Here is a 17,430-nt window from a genome sequence, read left to right as displayed (position 1 = left end):
ATGTCCACAGCACCATCGCGCCCGGCGATCGACGTCGGCGCCCTGGCGGAAGGCATCCGGGCGGGCAGGCGCGCCGACCTGTCCCGGGCGATCACCCTGGTCGAGTCGACGCGGGTGGATCACCGCGCCCTGGCGCAGGAGCTTCTGATGCTGCTCCTGCCCGAGTCCGGCGGTTCGCACCGCGTCGGCATCACCGGCGTGCCGGGAGTGGGCAAGTCCACCTTCATCGACGCGCTGGGGAGCAACCTGATCGAGCAGGGGCACAGGGTGGCGGTGCTCGCCGTCGACCCGTCCTCCACGCGCACCGGAGGTTCGATCCTCGGCGACAAGACGCGGATGGGGCGACTGTCCACCAGCCCCGACGCGTTCATCCGCCCGTCGCCCACGGCCGGCACGCTCGGCGGGGTCGCCAAGGCCACCCGTGAGACCATCGTCCTGCTCGAGGCCGCCGGATACGACGTCGTCCTGGTGGAGACGGTCGGCGTCGGCCAGTCCGAAGTGACGGTGGCGAACATGACCGACATCTTCTGCTTCCTCACGCTCTCGCGCACAGGCGACCAGCTGCAGGGGATCAAGAAGGGCGTGCTGGAGCTGGCGGACATGGTGGCGGTCAACAAGGCAGACGGCAAGTTCGTCATCGAAGCCAAGCGCACCGCGCGCGAGCTCGCCGGGGCGCTGTCGCTGGTGCACCCCCACGATGCGCTGTGGCAGCCGCCGGTCATCACGATGAGCGGCCGCGAGGGCTCGGGCGTCGAGGAGTTCTGGGACACGGTGCTCCGCCACGCGCAGGTGCTCAAGGAGGCGGGGGAGTTCGATGCCAAGCGGGCGCGTCAGCAGGTGGACTGGACGTGGTCGATGGTGCACGAGCAGCTCCTGGACCGGCTGCTGCACGACGCCGACGTGAAGGCGGCGCGCGGCGGAATCGAAGAGCGCGTGCGCCAGGGCACGCTCACCGCGGCGCTGGCATCGCAGGCGATCCTGGAGGCGTTCGACCACAGATAGCCCGGCGCTGACACGGCTCCGCCCGCGGACGACGCTTCCGGCCGTCCGCGGGCGGTTCTGTTCTTCGGCGCGGGCCGTTCTGGGTCGGGCTCGCGAGCGGTTCTGCACCCCGCGAGCGCGTCGGCGTGGAAGCCCGAGTGAACTTGCGCGCGGCATGCGCGGCGCAGACCGGTCCGCAGACCCTGTGAGCACTCACGGCACGGATACCTGTCGGAGGGCAGAACGCACGCGGCCCCGGATCATTGATCCGGGGCCGCGTGCGTCTGTCTCAACTCAGAGTGCGCGAGGGGGGACTTGAACCCCCACGTCCATTAATAGGACACTAGCACCTCAAGCTAGCGCGTCTGCCATTCCGCCACTCGCGCTTGCACTCTCATCTGCGCCCGTACAACTTATCAGACAGCCCTGAACGGGCCGACCGCACCTGCACGAACAGAAGACGATCACAGCAGACGAAACGGGCACCCTCCGTCAACAACAGAATTCCATTGACAACGGCTGTGCCCGATCCCCGATGTCCGAGTTCACGGATGCCCATGTTCACGGCAGCCCGGTTTCTCGGCTGCCTGCGTTCAGGGCAGGGGATTGCGCTTGCTGCCGGATCAGACTAACCGATCGCTGCGGGGTTTCCCAAATCCGGTGCTCAGCGACAGCGGGGCGCTGCGAACCCCGGTGTGCGCGCTCTGCGGGCCGCTCCGGGGTGGTAGGAAAGGGGGCGTGGACCCGGACAAGCCTGCACAGGATCGCCCCGCCGGATTAGGCACGGAGGCCTCCGCCTCGGCCGCGGAGGCGGAGGTGGTCGACCTCGTCAGCCGGCTCATCCGGTTCGACACCACCAACACCGGCGAGCCCGAGACGACGATGGGGGAGCGCGAGGCGGCCGAGTGGGTCGCCGCGCAGCTCGAGGATGCCGGCTACGCCACCACCTACGTCGAATCTGGCGCCCCCGGCCGCGGCAACGTCTTCGCGCGCCTCGAAGGGGCAGACGGCACCCGCGGCGCCCTGCTGATGCACGGGCACCTGGACGTGGTGCCCGCCGAGGCCGCCGACTGGCAGGTGCACCCGTTCTCCGGCGCCGTGCAGGACGACTACGTCTGGGGCCGCGGCGCGGTGGACATGAAGGACATGGTCGGCATGATGCTCGCGCTGGCCCGCCAGTACAAGCGTTCCGGCGTCGTCCCACCCCGGGACATCGTCTTCGCCTTCCTGGCCGACGAGGAGGCCGGCAGCAAGTTCGGCGCGCAGTGGCTGGTGGAGCACCGGCCCGACCTCTTCGAGGGCGTGACGGAGGCTGTCGGCGAAGTCGGCGGGTTCTCCCTGACCGTCCCCTCCACGGCCGGAGGAGACAAGCGGCTGTACCTCGTGGAGACCGCGGAGAAGGGTCTGTGCTGGATGCGCCTGACCGCGCGCGCCCAGCCCGGTCACGGCTCGTTCCTGCACGCGGACAACGCGGTGACCGCGCTGGCCGCTGCAGTCGCCCGGCTCGGCGCGCACGAGTTCCCGCTGGTGGTCACGGACTCGGTCGCCGAGTTCCTCGCTGCTGTCTCCTCCGAGACCGGCTACGAGTTCGATCCCGGTGCCGACGACATCGCCGGGCGGCTGGACAAGCTGGGCAGCATCGCAAGAATCGTCGGCGCCACGCTGCGCGACACCGCCAACCCCACGATGCTCGCGGCCGGGTACAAGGCCAACGTGATCCCGCAGACCGCGCAGGCCGTGGTGGACTGCCGGATCCTGCCCGGGCGCCGCGCTGCGTTCGAGGCCGAGCTCGACGAAATCCTGGGGCCCGCCATCGAGCGCGAATGGATCACCGACCTCGATTCGTATGAGACCACCTTCGACGGGCATCTCGTCGACGCCATGAACGCCGCGATCCTGGCACACGATCCGCAGGGCCGAACGGTGCCGTACATGCTCTCCGGCGGCACCGATGCGAAGGCCCTGGCCAAGCTGGGCATCCGCTGCTTCGGTTTCGCGCCGCTGCGCCTGCCGCCCGAACTCGACTTCGCCGCGCTGTTCCACGGGGTCGACGAGCGGGTACCCGTGGAGGCACTTCGATTCGGCACCCGGGTGCTCGATCACTTCCTGCGCCACAGCTAGTCCCGCATACCCTGCCGGGCCGCGGACGCGCCCGGACCACCGCGACCCGCCGGCATCCGGCCGGGCCGCACTGACAGAACCCGATCCGCACGGAAGGACGCGCAATGAGCCGCAACCCCTATGACGACCTGCCGGCGCTGCCCGGTTTCACACTGACCTCCGAAGACATCGCCGACGGCGGCCCGCTCGCCCGGGCCCAGGTCAGCGGGATCATGGGAGCCGGCGGCGAGGACGTCTCGCCGCAGCTGTCGTGGTCGGGATTCCCCGCCGAGACCGAGAGCTTCACCGTGACGGTCTTCGACCCGGACGCCCCCACCGCCGCCGGGTTCTGGCACTGGGCTGTCGCAGACATCCCCGTCGGCACCACGTCGCTGGCGGCGGGCGCCGGGGACGACGACGGCAGCGGACTCCCCGGCGGCGCGATCCAGCTGCGCAGCGACGCGGGGGCCGCCCGGTACATCGGTGCCGCCCCACCGGCCGGTCACGGCCCGCACCACTACTACGTCGCCGTGCACGCCGTGGACGTGCCGAGCCTGGGGCTCGACGCCGACACCACCCCGACGGTGCTGGGATTCAAACTTTTCTCGCATGCCATCGGCCGCGCCTACATCGTCGGCACCTGCGAACAGGACTGAGGTCCCCCGGAGGTCGCAGACCGGGGAAGCGCCGCAGACCGGGGAAGCGGCGCAGCCCCCGGGTCAGCCCTTCCGCCCCCGCCCGCGGCGCCTGAACACCGGCCCCGGGCGGGGGCGGATGCGCGCGTCGATGCGGTGGATCGCGGCGTCACCGCGCACCTCGAACTCCTCCGTGACCTGCGCGACCACCAGGTTCACGCCCAGCACGGTCGTGTCGATGGCGTAGCGCGTCCGCACCGTCTCGCCTTCGCGCCACGCGGTGACGTCGCGGACGCCCTCGATCACCCGGAACTGGGGACCGCGCTCGAGACTCCGGGCGATGTGCGCGCCGCTGCGCCCCGTCTTCAATCCCATCTCGTAGCGCACCGCGTCGGGCGCGAGAGGCACGGCCGACGCGTCATGCGACACCAACGCATCGATGTAGGCCCGGGCCGCAGCGATCCGCTGCTCGGTCGTCGCATCGCCGCCGGCGGTCGGTTCGGTGCCGTGATCGCTCGGGTCCTTGCCGTAGGTCATCGTCCCGCCTCCGTTCCCGTGTCCTCCGCCGTACCGGTCCCGGCGGGCGCGGCGCCGCCGACGTTCCCCACCGTATCGGTGCCCACCGCGTCGGCGATCGACGTGAATCCCGCGGCACGCACCCGCTGCGCGAGGCCGCGGTGGATCCGCCGCATCCAGAACGGCCCGCCGTAGATGAAGCCCGTGTACCCCTGCAGCAGCGACGCGCCCGCAGTGATCCGCTGCCAGGCCTGCTCGGCGGTGAAGATACCGCCGACCGACACGATCACCAGGTCATCGCCCACCCGCGCGTGCAGGCGCCGGAGCACCTCCAGCGCACGGTCCGCCACCGGCGCGCCGGAGACCCCTCCGGCGCCGATGCGTTCCACCTCGGCCGCCGGCGTCGCCAGCCCGTCCCGTGAGATCGTCGTATTGGTCGCCACGATCCCCGCCAGGCCCAGTTCGACCGCCAGGTCGGCCACCGCGTCGATGTCGCTGTCCGCCAGGTCCGGCGCGATCTTGACCAGCACCGGCGTCCGGGCGACCGCCAGCACCGTCTGCAGCAGAGGACGCAGCGTGTCCACCGCCTGCAGGTCCCGCAGCCCGGGCGTGTTGGGCGAGCTGACGTTGACGATGAGGAAGTCCGCCAACGGCGCCAGCAGCGCGGCGCTGTAGCGGTAATCGTCGGCGGCCTCGTCCACCGGGACGGCCTTGGTCTTGCCGATGTTGATGCCGACGGGCACCCCTCCACGGCGCGCCCGCAGCCGCACCGCGGCGGCGTCGGCGCCCTCGTTGTTGAAGCCCATCCGGTTGACCAGCGCCCGATCAGCGGGCAGGCGGAAGAGCCGGGGGGCGGGATTGCCGGGCTGCGCGCGGCCGGTCACCGTGCCCACCTCGGCGAAGCCGAATCCCATCGGCCCCCAGGCTGCGATCCCCTCGGCGTTCTTGTCGAAGCCCGCGGCGAGGCCCAGCGGGGCCGGGAAGTCGACTCCGAACACCCGCGTGCGCAGCGCCGGGTCCCGGGCGGAAAGGACCCGCGCGATCAAGGCTCCGACACCCGGCAGTGCCGTCGCGAGCCGGATGGCGCGGAAGCTCAGGTGGTGGATGCGCTCCGGGTCGATCCGGAACAGTGCCCGCAATACCAGCGCGTACAGCCGTCCGTTCATCGGATCAGCTCCGCGCTGATGCGTCCTACGCCGCCGTCGCGACCGGAACCGACGTACACGGCACCGTCGGCGCCCACCGCCACGGACGTGGGGAACGCGACGGTGGGGTAGCGGTGCTTCTCCACGGGCTCACCGGTGGACAGGTCGAACGCCGCCACCTCGTCGGTGCCCGTGAAGGTCACCCACACAAGCCCGCGCGCCGGATCCGCGGCGAGCGCGGCCGGCGATGCGCCGATGGGGGCAAGCTGGCGGTTGATGAGCGGATCGAGCCCGTAGACCAGCATCTGGCCGCCGTCGGTGTCGAGCGCGATCACACGTCCGTAACCGTCGGCGATGATGCGCGTGGCGCCCTTGCCCACCCGCAGCGCGGCGCCGTGTTCGCCGGTCGCCGGATCCACCTCAGTGATCGACGTCTGGTGCGCGTCGAACACCAGCAGCGCGTCGCCCGACGCTGCGAGCGAGTCGGCCGATACGAATCCGGTGACGGTCCGCTCGACCGCGAGATCGGCGCCCAGGATGTAGACGGTGCCGTCTGCAGTGCCGACGGCGTACCCGCCGCCCGGCAGAGCCGTGGCCGAAATCGCATCCCCGCCGATGTCCCCGGTGTCGGTCGCGCCGGAGTCCAGGTTCACCCGGAGCATCCCGCCGGGCACCGGCACGACGACGACGGGCGGGGAGGACTGCGCGCCCACGCCGGCGACCTGCACCATCGGGGCCGCCCCCGCTGGAACCGGGACGACGCGAAGAGGGTCGGCCGGCGCGTCCGCCGCGTACACCGAGATCGACGACGGCTCAGCGGATTGCACCGCGAGCAGTCCGTCGCCGGCCGCCGCAAGCGCCTGCACGTCCGCCGTGCGGACGACGACCTCCCCGGCGGGTGCCGCAGGGGAGCCGGGTCCGGCGACCGGCGTCGCCGGCACTCTGGTGGGCACGTCCGGCCGCCCCTCCGACGAACCGCAGGCGGACAGCGCGAGCAGCGCCGCCGCGGCCAGCGCCGCCGCCGCGGCCCTGCGTCCCGTCCCGGCCGCGCCGCGGCTCCACCGAGGGAGGAGCCTGCCGCGCACCGCGCCCGCTGAGTCAGTGGACCTGTATCCGGTCACCTTCGTCGTCACCGCCTGCATCCGTGTGCTGGATCAATACGTTTTCGCAGGAACGCCCGCCTGTTTCAGCCCGGGCGTTCCCGATGGACCGCGGGGCACGCGCCGCTCCGCCCTGCGCGCCGCTCCGCCCGCCGCGCGCGGCGGGCGGAGCGGCGCAGCGTCCCTTCCGGGTGACGGTGCACCGGCCCGACAGGTGATCACATAGAGTCTGCCTGTGACCGAAACGGAGTAGGCGCTGCACCGGGCAGGACGCGCGGATCCCGCACACGAGGATACGGGCGCGCCTGGCGCAGACGACTCCGCCCCGCACACGAGCACGCTGGGAGACGAATGAGCACGGGCGATCCAGCGGCGGGCCATCCGCCGGACGACGACGCTGCAGCGGATTCGTCATTCGTCATCGAGGACATCTCCTCGGGCCCGTCCGCGCACGGGTTCGGCTCGTACGGCGGCCGGGACTTCGCCTTCCAGGTGCGCCGCACCGTCCTGCGGCTGGAGCTGTACCGCGCCGGGCGCAAGGCCCCGGTGCCGGGGCCGGAGGACGTCGCGGCGGTGGCCGAGCTCCCGGTGACCGACGTCGACCTCGATGACGCCCGCAGCGTCACCGCGCTGGTCCGCGACGCGCTCGCGGAGGCGGAACGCACCGAGTACACGGCGGGGCAGCATCCCACCGTCGTCCGCACGCTGCTCGGGAAGCTGGGGTCTGTCATCGATGGCATCTGACAACCCGGCCGCCGAGCCCGCCGCCGGCCGGCCGCCCACGGGCGCTGCCGGGCCCGCAGACGGCGAGGCCGCCCGAGGCAAGGGCCGCCGTGAACGGGCGAGCCTGCTCCGGCTGCTGCGCACGCACCTGCGCCCGTACATCCCGCTGCTGATCGGCGTGGTCGTCCTCGAGATCTTCAGCGCCGCGATGGCGCTGTTCCTGCCCACCTTGAACGCGCGGATCATCGACGACGGCATCGCCCGCGGCGACACCGATTTCATCCTCCGTTCCGGCGGGCTCATGCTGCTCGTGACCGTCGCCCAGGCCATCGGCGCGGTCGGCGTGGTGTACTGCGCGGCGAAGGCCGCGACCAGCGTCGGCCGCGATCTGCGATCCGGTCTCTACCACCAGGTGACGACCTTCTCGGACCGCGAGTTCGCGCAGTTCGGCACGCCGTCGCTGATCACCCGCAACACCAACGACGTCCAGCAGATCCAGATGCTGGTCATGATCAGCGCCACCATCCTGACCACCGCCCCCATCATGTCGATCGGCGGCGTCGTGATGGCGCTGCGGGAGAACGCCCGGCTGTCCTGGCTGCTGGTGATCTCCGTGCCGCTGCTCCTGGGTGTGGTCACCGTCATCATGGCCCTGATGGTGCCGCTCTACCGGCGGATGCAGGCACGCATCGACGGGGTCAACCGGGTGATGCGCGAGCAGCTCACCGGTATGCGCGTGGTCCGCGCGTTCGTCCGGGAGCAGCTCGAGCGCGACAAGTTCGACACCGCCAACAGCGACCTCACCTCGGTGGCGCTGTCCGCGGGCAGGCTTTTCGCCATGATGATGCCCGCGATCATGATCATCTCGAATCTCACCAGCGTCGCGGTGCTCTGGTTCGCCGCGCACCTGATCGACGACGGCGAGATGCAGGTGGGCCAGATGACGGCCTTCATCGCGTACGTCATGCAGATCCTCTCGTCGGTGATGATGGCGGTCGTCATGGCGGTGCTCGTTCCGCGCGCCGCAGTCAGCGCCGAGCGCATCAGCGAGGTGCTGCGCACCGAGTCGTCGGTCCGCAATCCGCGCGACCCGAAGTCGCCGTCGTCTCCGGTGGGTGTCGTCGAGTTCTCGGAGGCCGCCTTCGGTTACCCCGGCGCGGACGAACCGGTGCTCTCCGACCTGACCTTCAGCTGCCGGCCCGGAACCACGACGGCCATCGTGGGCAGCACCGGCAGCGGCAAGTCCACGCTGCTGTCGCTCATCCCGCGACTGTTCGACGCCACCGCCGGCTCCGTGCTCGTGGACGGCATCGATGTGCGGCTCCAGGACCAGGACACCATGTGCAGGTCCATCGGGCTGGTTCCGCAGCGCGCGTACCTGTTCTCCGGCACCGTGGCCTCCAACCTGCGCTTCGGCAAGCCCGACGCCACCGAGGACGAGATGTGGGAGGCGCTGCGCATCAGCCAGGCCGAGCAGTTCGTCCGCGCGCTGCCGGAGGGCCTGGACGCGCCGGTCTCGCAGGGCGGAACCAACTTCTCCGGCGGCCAGCGCCAGCGTCTGACCATCGCGCGCGCGGTCGTCCGCCGCCCGCTGATCTACCTGTTCGACGACTCCTTCTCGGCGCTCGACCTGAGCACCGAGGCCGCGCTGTACCAGGCGCTCTCCGAGGCGCGGGGCGAGGCGACCGTGATCACCGTCAGTCAGCGTGTCGCCCGGATCGCGCAGTCCGACCAGATCGTGGTGCTCGAGGACGGCCGCACGGTGGGAGTGGGCAGCCACCAGGACCTCGTCGTGGAATGCCCCACGTACTGGGAGATCGTCCAATCGCAGCAGCCGACGGAGGTGGAGCCGTGAGCGCACCAGCAGCCATGCCCGGGGCGCCCGGGGCCGCCGCCGGCGCGGCGCAGAAGCCGAAGCACTTCCGGCAGACCTTCCGCCGGCTCATCGGCGAGCTGGGACCCGAGAAGCTGCGGTTCTTCACCGTGCTGCTGATCTCCGTCATCGGGATCGGCATGAGCGCGGTGGCGCCGCTGATCATGGGTCGCGCCACCGACGTCCTGTTCTCCGGCGCCATCAGCCGCACCCTCGCCCCGGGCACCACCAAGGAACAGGCCGTGGAGGTCCTGCGCAGCCAGGGCGACATGACCAAGGCCGACATGGTCGCGGGGATGGACCTCACGCCGGGGGCCGGCATCGACTTCGACGCGCTCACCCGCATCATCCTGGTGATCCTGGCGTTGTACGTCGTGGCGGCGACACTGTCCTGGGCGCAGGCGTACCTGCTCAACACCGTCGTGCAGAAGACCGTGTACCGGCTGCGCCGGAAGGTCTCGGAGAAGCTGCACCGGATGCCGCTGCGCTATTTCGACTCCACCCCGCGCGGCGAGGTGCTCAGCCGCGTGACCAACGACGTCGACAACATGCAGACCGTGCTGGGGCAGACGATCAATCAGCTGATCACCTCGGCTCTCACCGTGGTGAGCGTGCTCGCCCTGATGTTCTTCCTCTCGCCGATCCTCACGCTGATCGCGCTGGCGACCATTCCGGTGTCGCTGCTGCTCGTCACGATCGTGGCGAAGAAGGCCCAGCCGCTGTTCCGCCAGCAATGGGCGGAGACCGGGCGGCTCAACGCCCACGTCGAGGAGACGTACAGCGGCCACGCCCTGGTGCGCGTATACGGCCACCAGAAGGAGATGGAAGGCCAGTTCACCGAGGTCAACGGCGCTCTCGTCAAGAGCAGCTTCGGCGCGCAGCTGCTGTCCGGCATGATCTCGCCGATGATGTCGCTGGTGTCCAACCTCATGTACGTGGTGCTGGCCGTCGTCGGCGGCTTGCGCATCGCCAACGGCACCATCAGCCTGGGCAGCGTCCAGGCGTTCATCCAGTATTCACGCCAGTTCAGCCAGCCGATCAACCAGATCGCGTCGATGGCCAACAGGATGCAATCGGGACTGGCCTCCGCCGAGCGCGTGTACGGGATCCTCGACGCGGAGGAGATGTCCCCGGAGGCCGTCGCCGAGGAGGGCGGACGCCACTCGGCCGCCGCCCGGTTCCTCGGCGGGGCTCCGGTGCAGGGTCACGTGCGATTCGACGACGTCGCGTTCCGGTATGACGAGGAGACCCCGCTCATCGAAGACCTGTCGCTGGACGTGGAGCCGGGACGCACGGTCGCGATCGTCGGCCCCACCGGAGCCGGCAAGACCACGCTGGTCAACCTCATCATGCGGTTCTACGAGCTGCGCTCCGGTGCCATCAGCATCGACGGCGTCGACATCACCGACGTCCCGCGCGACGCGTTGCGGTCGCGCATCGGAATGGTGCTCCAGGACACGTGGCTGTTCGAAGGCACCATCCGCGAGAACATCCTCTACGGGGACCTCGGTGCCACCGAGGACCAGATGCTCGAGGCGGCGCGCGCCACCTTCGTCGACAGCTTCGTGGCGCACCTTCCCGACGGCTACGACACCGTCATCACCGAGGACGCCGGCAACGTCAGCGCGGGGCAGAAGCAACTGATCACCATCGCGCGGGCCTTCCTGGCGTCGCCGTCGATCCTCATCCTCGACGAGGCCACCAGCTCCGTGGACACCCGCACCGAGGTGCTGCTGCAGGAGGCGATGAGCGCGCTGCGCAGCGATCGCACCAGCTTCATCATCGCCCACCGCCTCTCGACGATCCGCGACGCGGACCTGATCCTGGTGATGGAGCACGGCGCGATCGTCGAGTCCGGAACGCACGAAGAACTGGCGGCTGCGGACGGCCCCTACGCGCGGCTGTACTCCGCCCAGTTCGCCGGGTCGACCGCGGGTTGACCGTCCGGCGCCGTCCCGCTGCCCAGCGGCGCGCGACGGCGCGGGACGATGAGCGGGCGTCCGCCGTGCGGGTGCGGCAGCACGTCCACGGGGTGCCGGTAGACCGCGCTCAGCAGGGCATCGGTGAGCACCTCCTCCGGCGGCCCGTCGGCGGCGGTCCGGCCGCCGGCGAGCACCATGACACGGTCGGCGTAGGCGGCGGCCAGGCCCAGGTCGTGCAGCACCACCACCACAGCAGAGCCCGCCCGCGCGCGCTCGGCCGCGATCCGCATCACCGTCTCCTGGTGACGCAGGTCCAGCGCGGCCGTGGGCTCGTCGAGCATCACCACGGGGCACTCCTGGGCGAGCACGCGGGCCAGCGCGACCCGTGCCTGTTCGCCGCCGGAGAGCGTGACGAACGAACGGTCCCGAAAGCCGGCGACGTCGCAGATATCCAGAGCCTCGGCCACGACGGCGTCGTCATCCATCGCCCTGTCGGTACGCGCCCAAGGGGCACGCCCCATCCGGACGATCTCGTCCACGGTGAAGCCGAAGCCCACCCGATGCTGTTGCGGGAGCACCGCGCGCCGCCGTGACAGTTCGCTTGCCGACCAGTCCCGCACAGGCCGTCCGTCGATGACCGCACCGCCTGCGGACAGCGGAAGATCTCCGGCCAGCGCGGCGAGCAGGGTGGATTTTCCGGCGCCGTTGGGCCCCACCAGGGCCAGCACCCGGCCGGCCGTGACGTCCACGTCCACGTCCGCCAGGATGGTCCGCTCACCGCGGGCCACGCTCAGGCCGCGGGCCTGCAATAATGCACGCCCGCCGTCCGGCGCGGCCGTGGTCGCCTGCGCGGGGGCACCGCGCCGCGCCCGGCGCGGATGGAGCACGTCCGCGAGCCTCATGACCATCCTCCCTGCGACTTGCGTGTCCGGTGGAGAAGCCAGAAGAAGAACGGGCCGCCCACCAGCGACGTGAGCATGCCGAGCGGCAGATCGGCATTGCCCACCAGCGTACGGGCGCCGATATCGGCCGCGAGCAGAACGACGGCGCCGCCGATCGTGCTCGCCGGGATGAGCATGCGGTGCGACGGGCCGATGAGCATGCGGAACGCGTGCGGCACCACGAGGCCCACGAACGCGATGATCCCGGTGAACGCCACGCCGGCCGCCACGAGCACGCCCACGATGACGATCGCCCACCGGCGCACCCGCTCCACGTCCACGCCCAGGTGCCGCGCGGGCCCCTCGCCGAGCGCGAGCAGGTCGAGTTTGCGCGCCAGCAGCACGGAGCCGCCGACGCCCACGACGGCCAGCGGCGCCACCACGGCGACGGCGTCCCAGTCGGCACCGCCGAGTGTGCCGAGCTGCCAGAACACGATCTGCTCGCGGGCCGCGGGGGAGGCGACGAAGGTGAAGTAGGCGATCAGGCCGCCGGCGACCGCGTTGACCGCGACGCCGGTGAGGATCACGGTGACCACCTCGGTGCGGCCGTCGGCGCGGGCAAGCCCATACACCAGAAGCGTGGTGCCCAGGCCCCCGGCGAACGCGGCCGCGGCGATCGCCCAGCTCGACGAGAACGCGCCGCCGATGAGGATCACCGAGCTCGCCCCCACGGCCGCACCGGCGGAGACGCCGATGACGCCCGGCTCCGCGAGAGGGTTCGCGAACACGCCCTGCAGGACGGCGCCCGCGCACCCGAGGCTGGCGCCCACCAGAATGGCCAGGACCACGCGGGGGAAGCGCACCTCCCACAGGGCGGCGTCACCGTTGGGATGCGAGGGCATGGCGAACCAGTCGATGCCGACGCGGTGCAGGACCGACCCCACCACCTCGCCGGGATTCACGGGAACCTGTCCCAGGCAGGCCGCGACCACGGCAAGAACCACCAGGGTGACTGCGGTGATCGCGAGCACGATGACGGTGCGCCTACGGCGGGGATTGCGGGCCGCCGGAGCCCCCGGTCCCGGGGGAGCGGGCCTGTCGGTCGTCGCGGTCACCGGGCCTGCTCGCCGTAAAGCGCCTCGCTGAGGGCGCCGATGACTCTTCCGGTGGACGGCCCGTAACTCAGGAGCACCGAATCGTCCATGTCGATCACGCGGCGGTTCTCGCCCGCCGGCGTCTGCTTGACCCCGGCCATCTGCACGAGCCCGTCCACGCCGCCCACGGATTCCAGTCCGCCGGACATCATGAGGATCACGTCGGGCGCGGCGACGATGAGCGCCTCGGCGGTGACCGGCGTGAACGCGGCGGTCAGTCCCGACGCGGTGCCGGCGTCCATCCCGCCCACCGCCTTGATGATGTCGTCCGCACCGCTGCCCGGTCCGCCGAGCATCGAGATCGCCGCTCCGCGCTGATACAGGAATGCGATGGTCGGCGGGTCCTGCTGCTGCGGCACCGAGGCGAGCGCCTGATCGATCTGCTGCTGTGTGCGCTCGGCGAGCGCGTCCCCTGCCGCGGGCACGCCGAGCGTGCGGCCGACCTCTCGGATCATGTCCGTGGTCGTGTCCAGGGTGCGTTCGCCGTCGAAGTAGACCACCGGCACCCCGGCAGCGCGGATCTGCTCCTGCACCGCATGCGGTCCGATGCTCGAGTCCGTGAGGACCACCGACGGGCGCAGCGCCAGAATCGCCTCCGCGTTGAGCGAGTGGCCGCCGGGGGTGACGTTGGGGATGCCGGCCGCGGCCGGAAAGTCGGTGGCGGTGTCCCGGCCGACCAGGTTGCCGCCCAGCCCCAGCGCGAACACCGTCTCGCCGAGGGTCCCGTACTGGTCGACCGCGACGATGCGGTCGGCGCTCGTGACCGTGACCTCCGCGCCGTCCTGCGAGCCCACCGTGACCGGGAGCCGAGGCGTTGGGGGAGGGCCGATCGGCTCGGGGTCGAGGTCGCCGATCGTGGCGGTGACCGCGCCGTCCCCGGCGCCGCCGGCACCCGTCGGCCCCGGTGCACTGCAGCCCGCCGCCAGCACGGCGACCATCGCCACGAGCAGCGCGGCGCTGGTGACGCTCAGTCGCCGCCTGAGTGCCCCGGCCGCGGGCGCGCGGCCTGAGTCGGACCGCGGTCTCACACTGCGGCTCCGCTCCGCACGTAACGCTCGCCCAGATCGGCGAACAGGTCCCGGTTCAGGCGGAAGGCGTCGGCCACCTCGGCGATGAACCGCTCGGTCTCCGCACCGCCGATCGGCAATGCGTCCATCTTCGCGCGGTACCGGTCCTTGTAGGGCTTGGGCTTGGCGATCGAGTCGAAGACGTAGAAGCGCACGCCGTCCGTGTCGTAGCCGTAGGCGCGCGACATCTTGGTGCGGATGATCTGGCCTCCGGAGAGATCACCGAGGTATCGCAGGTAGTGATGCGCGATGAACCCCGCGGGCCAGGTGTCGACGACCTCGGCGATGCGCCCGGCGTACCGCTCGGTGGACGGCAGCATCGAGATCGACTCGCGCCACCGGGCGCCGAGGTGATGCTCCAGATCCTGCTCCAGCCCATGAAGGCGCAGGAGCGCGTCGTCGAGGAAGGGGGCCACCAGGGCGTCGTCGGCCAGCGAACGCCCGCCCGCTTCGAGCGCACGGTAGATGAACCAGCTCTGGGCCTCGAGTTCGATGTACGCCGCCTCCGGCAGCGCGCCGTCGAGCAGGTCGGCCATGAACGATGACGATTCGGCCGCACGGTGCGCGTCGTCCGTACGGCTTTTGACCAGTGCCGCGAGCCCCTGGGTCTGCGTGGTGTCCTCAATGGTCATGTCGATCGGTCCCCTGTCACAGTCGTCCAACTCGAACTAGGTTAGCCTAGCCTTCAACATCGGATGAAGCGAGGTTTCTCATGCACCGCCCCCACACCGTCCTGCGTCGCGCCGCCGCCTCGGCCGCGGTAGGCGCAGTCGCCGCCGGCTCGCTTCTCGCCGTGGGTACGGCCGCGGCCGCCGACCCCGCGGCGGCCGGCCCGAAACTGACAGTCAGCAAGACCGACGGGCTGGCCGCGGGCGAGACGATCACCGTGGAGGGAAGCCGGCTCGACCCCGAGGCCGGCTATTACGTGGCCACCTGCGTCACCGGGACGACCGGGCCCGCCGGGCCTGACTGCGCGGGCGACCGGGCGGTGCCCGGATCGCAGCTCTGGGTCTCCAACGGCCGGGGCGCAACGACCCCCATCGCCCCCGACGGAACCTTCACCGCGGAGCTCAGCTCCGTCGCCGCCGGCACCTCGATGGGTGGCACGCCGGTGGACTGCACCGAGTCGGAGTGCTCGATCACCTTGTTCTACGACCACCGCAACGGTTTCGGCACGGTCACCGGCGTGCCGGTCACGTTCGCCGCCGCAGGAACGGAGGCGGTCGCCGGGCAGGCCGACGCGGCGGCAGGCGAGCCGGCCGCCGATTCCGACCAGGCGGCGGCAGAGGACTCCGACGGCTCGTCGGCCGTCGTCTGGTGGACTGTCGGAGGGGTCGTCGTCGCACTGATCGTCGTCGGCGGAATCACCGCCGGGGTGCGTCGGCGCGGACAGCAGGGGTCCTGACCGGCGCGCCGGATCGGGCACGGGCCCGCTGCAACCGCTCTGCCAGCCCGATCCGGCTCTAGCCGCTCACGTCGTCGAGCGCCGCGGTGATCGCCGGCGGCAGCGTCAGATCCGCGGCCACCAGCACTCCCGTCAGCTGCGCGATGTCCCGGGCACCGACGATGGCGCTGCCCACGCCCGGACGGTCGCGGATCCACGCGAGCGCCACCGCCAGCGGCGAAGTGCCGAGCCCGTCCGCCGCGGTGACCACGGCGTCGATCACGCTCACCGCGTCCTCGTGCAGGTATGCCTGGACTATCTCCGCCCGCGCCGGGTCGGCGCCGCGCGAGTCGCTGGGCACGCCGTCCCGGTACTTGCCCGTGAGCACGCCGCCGGCCAGCGAAACCGCCGCGAGGAGCCCCATGCCGTGGTGGTGCGCCGCCGGGACCAGCTCCTCCTCGACGCCGCGGGCGAGGAGCGAGTACTCGGCCTGCGCGGCCACCATGTGCGCGCCGCGGGCCGCTCCCGCCACTGTCGCGAGCTGCCAGCCGAAGTGCCCGCGGACCCCCGTATAGCGCACCCGGCCGGTCCGGACCGCGTAGTCGCAGGTGTCGACGATCTCCTCCACCGGCGTGCGACGGTCCCACGCCGCGATCTGCCACAGGTCCAGGTGATCGGTGCCCAACGACCGCAGGGTGTTGTCGAGCTGGTGCAGCAGCGTGCGGCGTGAACAGTCGATGCGCGCGCCCGCGGGCGCCGACGGCACGATGCCCGCCGCGCTGCTGAGGACCAGCTCACGGCGGGGCACCACGTCCTCGAGCAGCTCCGCGAGCACGGCCTCGGCGGCCCCGTCGCCGTACGCGGGGGAGGTGTCGACCAGATTGCCGCCCGCTTCGGCGAACGCGCGCAGCTGCCCGGCGGCCTCATCGCCGGCAGTCTCCCTGCCCCAGGCGAGCGTCCCAAGCCCCAGCCCCGAGACCCGCAGGCCGCTGCGGCCCAGATTCGTCTCCTTCACGCCGCGGGCCTCCTCGCCGCGGACCAGCGTCGGTGCACTGCACTCCCATCGACTTCGTCGTCATCGTCCGCGCCGCCGACCCGCGCGGCGCGCCGCGCCGCCCAGTCAGGGCAGCGCGGACCACAGCACCCTAACCCGCGCGCTCGGGGCGGCCGCCCGCGCCGCGCCGAGCGCATAGGGTGGCGGCTATGACGGTGATTCTGCTGCGCCACGGGCGCTCCAGCGCAAACACCGCGGCCACCCTGGCGGGCCGCACCCCGGGCGTCGGCCTCGATGAGACCGGCCGCGCACAGGCCCAAAGGGCCGCGCGGCGCCTCGGCGGCCTGCCCATCGTGGCGATCATCTCCTCGCCCCAGCAGCGCTGCATCGAGACCGTCGGCCCGCTCGCCGAAGCCCACGACATGCAGCCGCACACCGACGAGTCGCTGGCCGAGGTCGACTACGGCGAGTGGACGGGGCGAGCGCTCTCGGAACTGGTCGCTGAGCCGCTGTGGCGCGTCATACAGCAGCAACCCTCCGCGGCCACGTTCCCCGGCGGCGAATGCCTCGCCGCCGTGCAGGCGCGCAGCGTGGGGGCGATCCGCTCGCACGACGCACGGCTGCGCGCCGAGCACGGCGAGAACGCGCTGTGGGTGGCGTGCACGCATGGCGACGTGATCAAGTCGATCCTGGCGGACGCCCTGGGGATGCACCTTGACGGGTTCCAGCGCATCGCCACGGTGCCGGGGGCGATCAGCGTTATCCGGTACACCGAGGCCCGCCCGATAGTGCAGCATCTGAACGACACCGGGTCCGCGCTCGACGGGCTCGCGCGGAACCACCGGGACGCGCGGGAGGGGAGGCCGGAATGCGCGGACGACGACGGCCCGTCCCCGGACGGCGCCGCCGCCTCCCCGTTCACCGCCGGCGTCCCCGGCGGTGAGATATAAGCGGG

At 71.5% G+C, this 17,430-nt stretch carries 16 protein-coding genes and 1 tRNA gene; 8 read left to right on the top strand and 9 right to left on the bottom strand.

The features are described from left to right. Positions 1 to 1,002 carry a methylmalonyl Co-A mutase-associated GTPase MeaB gene (gene meaB / locus FO059_RS08790; protein WP_143908060.1) on the top strand — a complete coding sequence of 334 codons (1,002 nt, stop codon included), beginning with the start codon at positions 1 to 3 and terminating at the stop codon, positions 1,000 to 1,002. 279 nt (positions 1,003 to 1,281) lie between these two features. On the opposite strand, the gene FO059_RS08785 is transcribed toward meaB, so the two are convergent. Further along, positions 1,282 to 1,367 (bottom strand) — tRNA-Leu (locus FO059_RS08785). A gap of 352 nt (positions 1,368 to 1,719) precedes the next feature. Between FO059_RS08785 and FO059_RS08780 the strand changes: the two genes are divergently transcribed. Together FO059_RS08780 and FO059_RS08775 are read left to right on the top strand one after the other, a co-directional pair. After that, positions 1,720 to 3,102 carry a M20/M25/M40 family metallo-hydrolase gene (locus tag FO059_RS08780; RefSeq protein ID WP_143908058.1) on the top strand — a complete coding sequence of 461 codons (1,383 nt, stop codon included), beginning with the start codon at positions 1,720 to 1,722 and terminating at the stop codon, positions 3,100 to 3,102. A gap of 104 nt (positions 3,103 to 3,206) precedes the next feature. Beyond that, positions 3,207 to 3,737, top strand: coding sequence for a YbhB/YbcL family Raf kinase inhibitor-like protein (locus FO059_RS08775; RefSeq protein WP_143908056.1), 531 nt, complete (start codon positions 3,207 to 3,209; stop codon positions 3,735 to 3,737). Positions 3,738 to 3,800: 63 nt separating this feature from the next. On the opposite strand, the gene FO059_RS08770 is transcribed toward FO059_RS08775, so the two are convergent. Genes FO059_RS08770 through FO059_RS08760 form a run of 3 tightly spaced genes read right to left on the bottom strand, consistent with a single transcriptional unit; the run spans position 3,801 to position 6,510 of the window. Continuing rightward, positions 3,801 to 4,253, bottom strand: a complete 453-nt coding sequence (locus FO059_RS08770; RefSeq protein ID WP_233266779.1) for a hypothetical protein — start codon at positions 4,251 to 4,253, stop codon at positions 3,801 to 3,803. Continuing rightward, a complete protein-coding gene (locus FO059_RS08765) occupies positions 4,250 to 5,386 on the bottom strand; it encodes a quinone-dependent dihydroorotate dehydrogenase (RefSeq protein ID WP_143910591.1) in 1,137 nt (378 codons plus the stop codon). The genes FO059_RS08770 and FO059_RS08765 overlap by 4 nt, the downstream gene beginning before the upstream one ends. Before the next feature lie 8 nt (positions 5,387 to 5,394). After that, a complete protein-coding gene (locus FO059_RS08760; protein WP_143908054.1) occupies positions 5,395 to 6,510 on the bottom strand; it encodes a YncE family protein in 1,116 nt (371 codons plus the stop codon). Positions 6,511 to 6,828: 318 nt separating this feature from the next. On the opposite strand from FO059_RS08760, the gene FO059_RS08755 reads away from it, so the two are divergent. The 3 genes from FO059_RS08755 to FO059_RS08745 are packed head-to-tail and all read left to right on the top strand — an operon-like array spanning position 6,829 to position 11,013. Then, complete coding sequence (locus tag FO059_RS08755; RefSeq protein ID WP_143908052.1) at positions 6,829 to 7,221, top strand: hypothetical protein; 393 nt, start codon at positions 6,829 to 6,831, stop codon at positions 7,219 to 7,221. Then, positions 7,211 to 9,055 (top strand): ABC transporter ATP-binding protein, encoded by a 1,845-nt coding sequence (locus FO059_RS08750; RefSeq protein ID WP_143908050.1) that lies wholly within the window; start codon positions 7,211 to 7,213, stop codon positions 9,053 to 9,055. The genes FO059_RS08755 and FO059_RS08750 overlap by 11 nt, the downstream gene beginning before the upstream one ends. A 14-nt stretch (positions 9,056 to 9,069) precedes the next feature. After that, entirely contained in the window at positions 9,070 to 11,013 is a 1,944-nt protein-coding gene (locus FO059_RS08745) for an ABC transporter ATP-binding protein (protein WP_199257027.1), read from the top strand. Here FO059_RS08745 and FO059_RS08740 read toward each other — a convergent pair. The 4 genes from FO059_RS08740 to FO059_RS08725 all read right to left on the bottom strand — a co-directional run bounded on the left by FO059_RS08740 (position 10,965) and on the right by FO059_RS08725 (position 14,729). Beyond that, positions 10,965 to 11,897, bottom strand: coding sequence for a heme ABC transporter ATP-binding protein (locus tag FO059_RS08740; protein ID WP_143908046.1), 933 nt, complete (start codon positions 11,895 to 11,897; stop codon positions 10,965 to 10,967). The two genes, FO059_RS08745 and FO059_RS08740, sit on opposite strands and share 49 nt — an antisense overlap. Continuing rightward, positions 11,894 to 12,991, bottom strand: a complete 1,098-nt coding sequence (locus tag FO059_RS08735) for a FecCD family ABC transporter permease (protein WP_143908044.1) — start codon at positions 12,989 to 12,991, stop codon at positions 11,894 to 11,896. Before FO059_RS08735 ends, FO059_RS08740 begins: the two co-directional genes overlap by 4 nt. Then, positions 12,988 to 13,968: a heme/hemin ABC transporter substrate-binding protein gene (locus tag FO059_RS08730; protein ID WP_143910590.1), complete on the bottom strand. Its 981-nt coding sequence runs from the start codon at positions 13,966 to 13,968 to the stop codon at positions 12,988 to 12,990. Before FO059_RS08730 ends, FO059_RS08735 begins: the two co-directional genes overlap by 4 nt. 86 nt (positions 13,969 to 14,054) lie before the next feature. After that, the gene (locus FO059_RS08725; RefSeq protein WP_143908042.1) at positions 14,055 to 14,729 is read right to left on the bottom strand and encodes a biliverdin-producing heme oxygenase; all 675 of its coding nucleotides are present in this window, start codon (positions 14,727 to 14,729) and stop codon (positions 14,055 to 14,057) included. An 80-nt stretch (positions 14,730 to 14,809) separates the two neighbouring features. Between FO059_RS08725 and FO059_RS08720 the strand changes: the two genes are divergently transcribed. Continuing rightward, complete coding sequence (locus FO059_RS08720; protein WP_143908040.1) at positions 14,810 to 15,502, top strand: neocarzinostatin apoprotein domain-containing protein; 693 nt, start codon at positions 14,810 to 14,812, stop codon at positions 15,500 to 15,502. A 58-nt stretch (positions 15,503 to 15,560) separates the two neighbouring features. On the opposite strand, the gene FO059_RS08715 is transcribed toward FO059_RS08720, so the two are convergent. Then, a complete protein-coding gene (locus FO059_RS08715; RefSeq protein ID WP_143908038.1) occupies positions 15,561 to 16,496 on the bottom strand; it encodes an aldo/keto reductase in 936 nt (311 codons plus the stop codon). Between the two features lie 188 nt (positions 16,497 to 16,684). Between FO059_RS08715 and FO059_RS08710 the strand changes: the two genes are divergently transcribed. Next, positions 16,685 to 17,425, top strand: coding sequence for a histidine phosphatase family protein (locus FO059_RS08710; protein WP_143908036.1), 741 nt, complete (start codon positions 16,685 to 16,687; stop codon positions 17,423 to 17,425). Positions 17,426 to 17,430 lie beyond the last annotated feature (5 nt).

Origin of the sequence: Tomitella fengzijianii (genome assembly GCF_007559025.1) — a bacterium.
In the GTDB taxonomy this organism is placed as follows: domain Bacteria; phylum Actinomycetota; class Actinomycetes; order Mycobacteriales; family Mycobacteriaceae; genus Tomitella; species Tomitella fengzijianii.
This window is presented reverse-complemented; position numbering and strand designations above follow the sequence as displayed.

Excerpts from the sequence above, each read along its gene's own strand:
- meaB (WP_143908060.1), top strand. The coding sequence starts at position 1 with ATGTCCACAGCACCATCGCGCCCGGCGATCGACGTCGGCGCCCTGGCG.
- FO059_RS08775 (WP_143908056.1), top strand. The coding sequence starts at position 3,207 with ATGAGCCGCAACCCCTATGACGACCTGCCGGCGCTGCCCGGTTTCACA.
- FO059_RS08770 (WP_233266779.1), bottom strand. The coding sequence starts at position 4,253 with ATGACCTACGGCAAGGACCCGAGCGATCACGGCACCGAACCGACCGCC.
- FO059_RS08755 (WP_143908052.1), top strand. The coding sequence starts at position 6,829 with ATGAGCACGGGCGATCCAGCGGCGGGCCATCCGCCGGACGACGACGCT.
- FO059_RS08750 (WP_143908050.1), top strand. The coding sequence starts at position 7,211 with ATGGCATCTGACAACCCGGCCGCCGAGCCCGCCGCCGGCCGGCCGCCC.
- FO059_RS08745 (WP_199257027.1), top strand. The coding sequence starts at position 9,070 with ATGCCCGGGGCGCCCGGGGCCGCCGCCGGCGCGGCGCAGAAGCCGAAG.
- FO059_RS08740 (WP_143908046.1), bottom strand. The coding sequence starts at position 11,897 with ATGAGGCTCGCGGACGTGCTCCATCCGCGCCGGGCGCGGCGCGGTGCC.
- FO059_RS08730 (WP_143910590.1), bottom strand. The coding sequence starts at position 13,968 with ATGGTCGCCGTGCTGGCGGCGGGCTGCAGTGCACCGGGGCCGACGGGT.
- FO059_RS08725 (WP_143908042.1), bottom strand. The coding sequence starts at position 14,729 with ATGACCATTGAGGACACCACGCAGACCCAGGGGCTCGCGGCACTGGTC.
- FO059_RS08720 (WP_143908040.1), top strand. The coding sequence starts at position 14,810 with ATGCACCGCCCCCACACCGTCCTGCGTCGCGCCGCCGCCTCGGCCGCG.
- FO059_RS08710 (WP_143908036.1), top strand. The coding sequence starts at position 16,685 with ATGACGGTGATTCTGCTGCGCCACGGGCGCTCCAGCGCAAACACCGCG.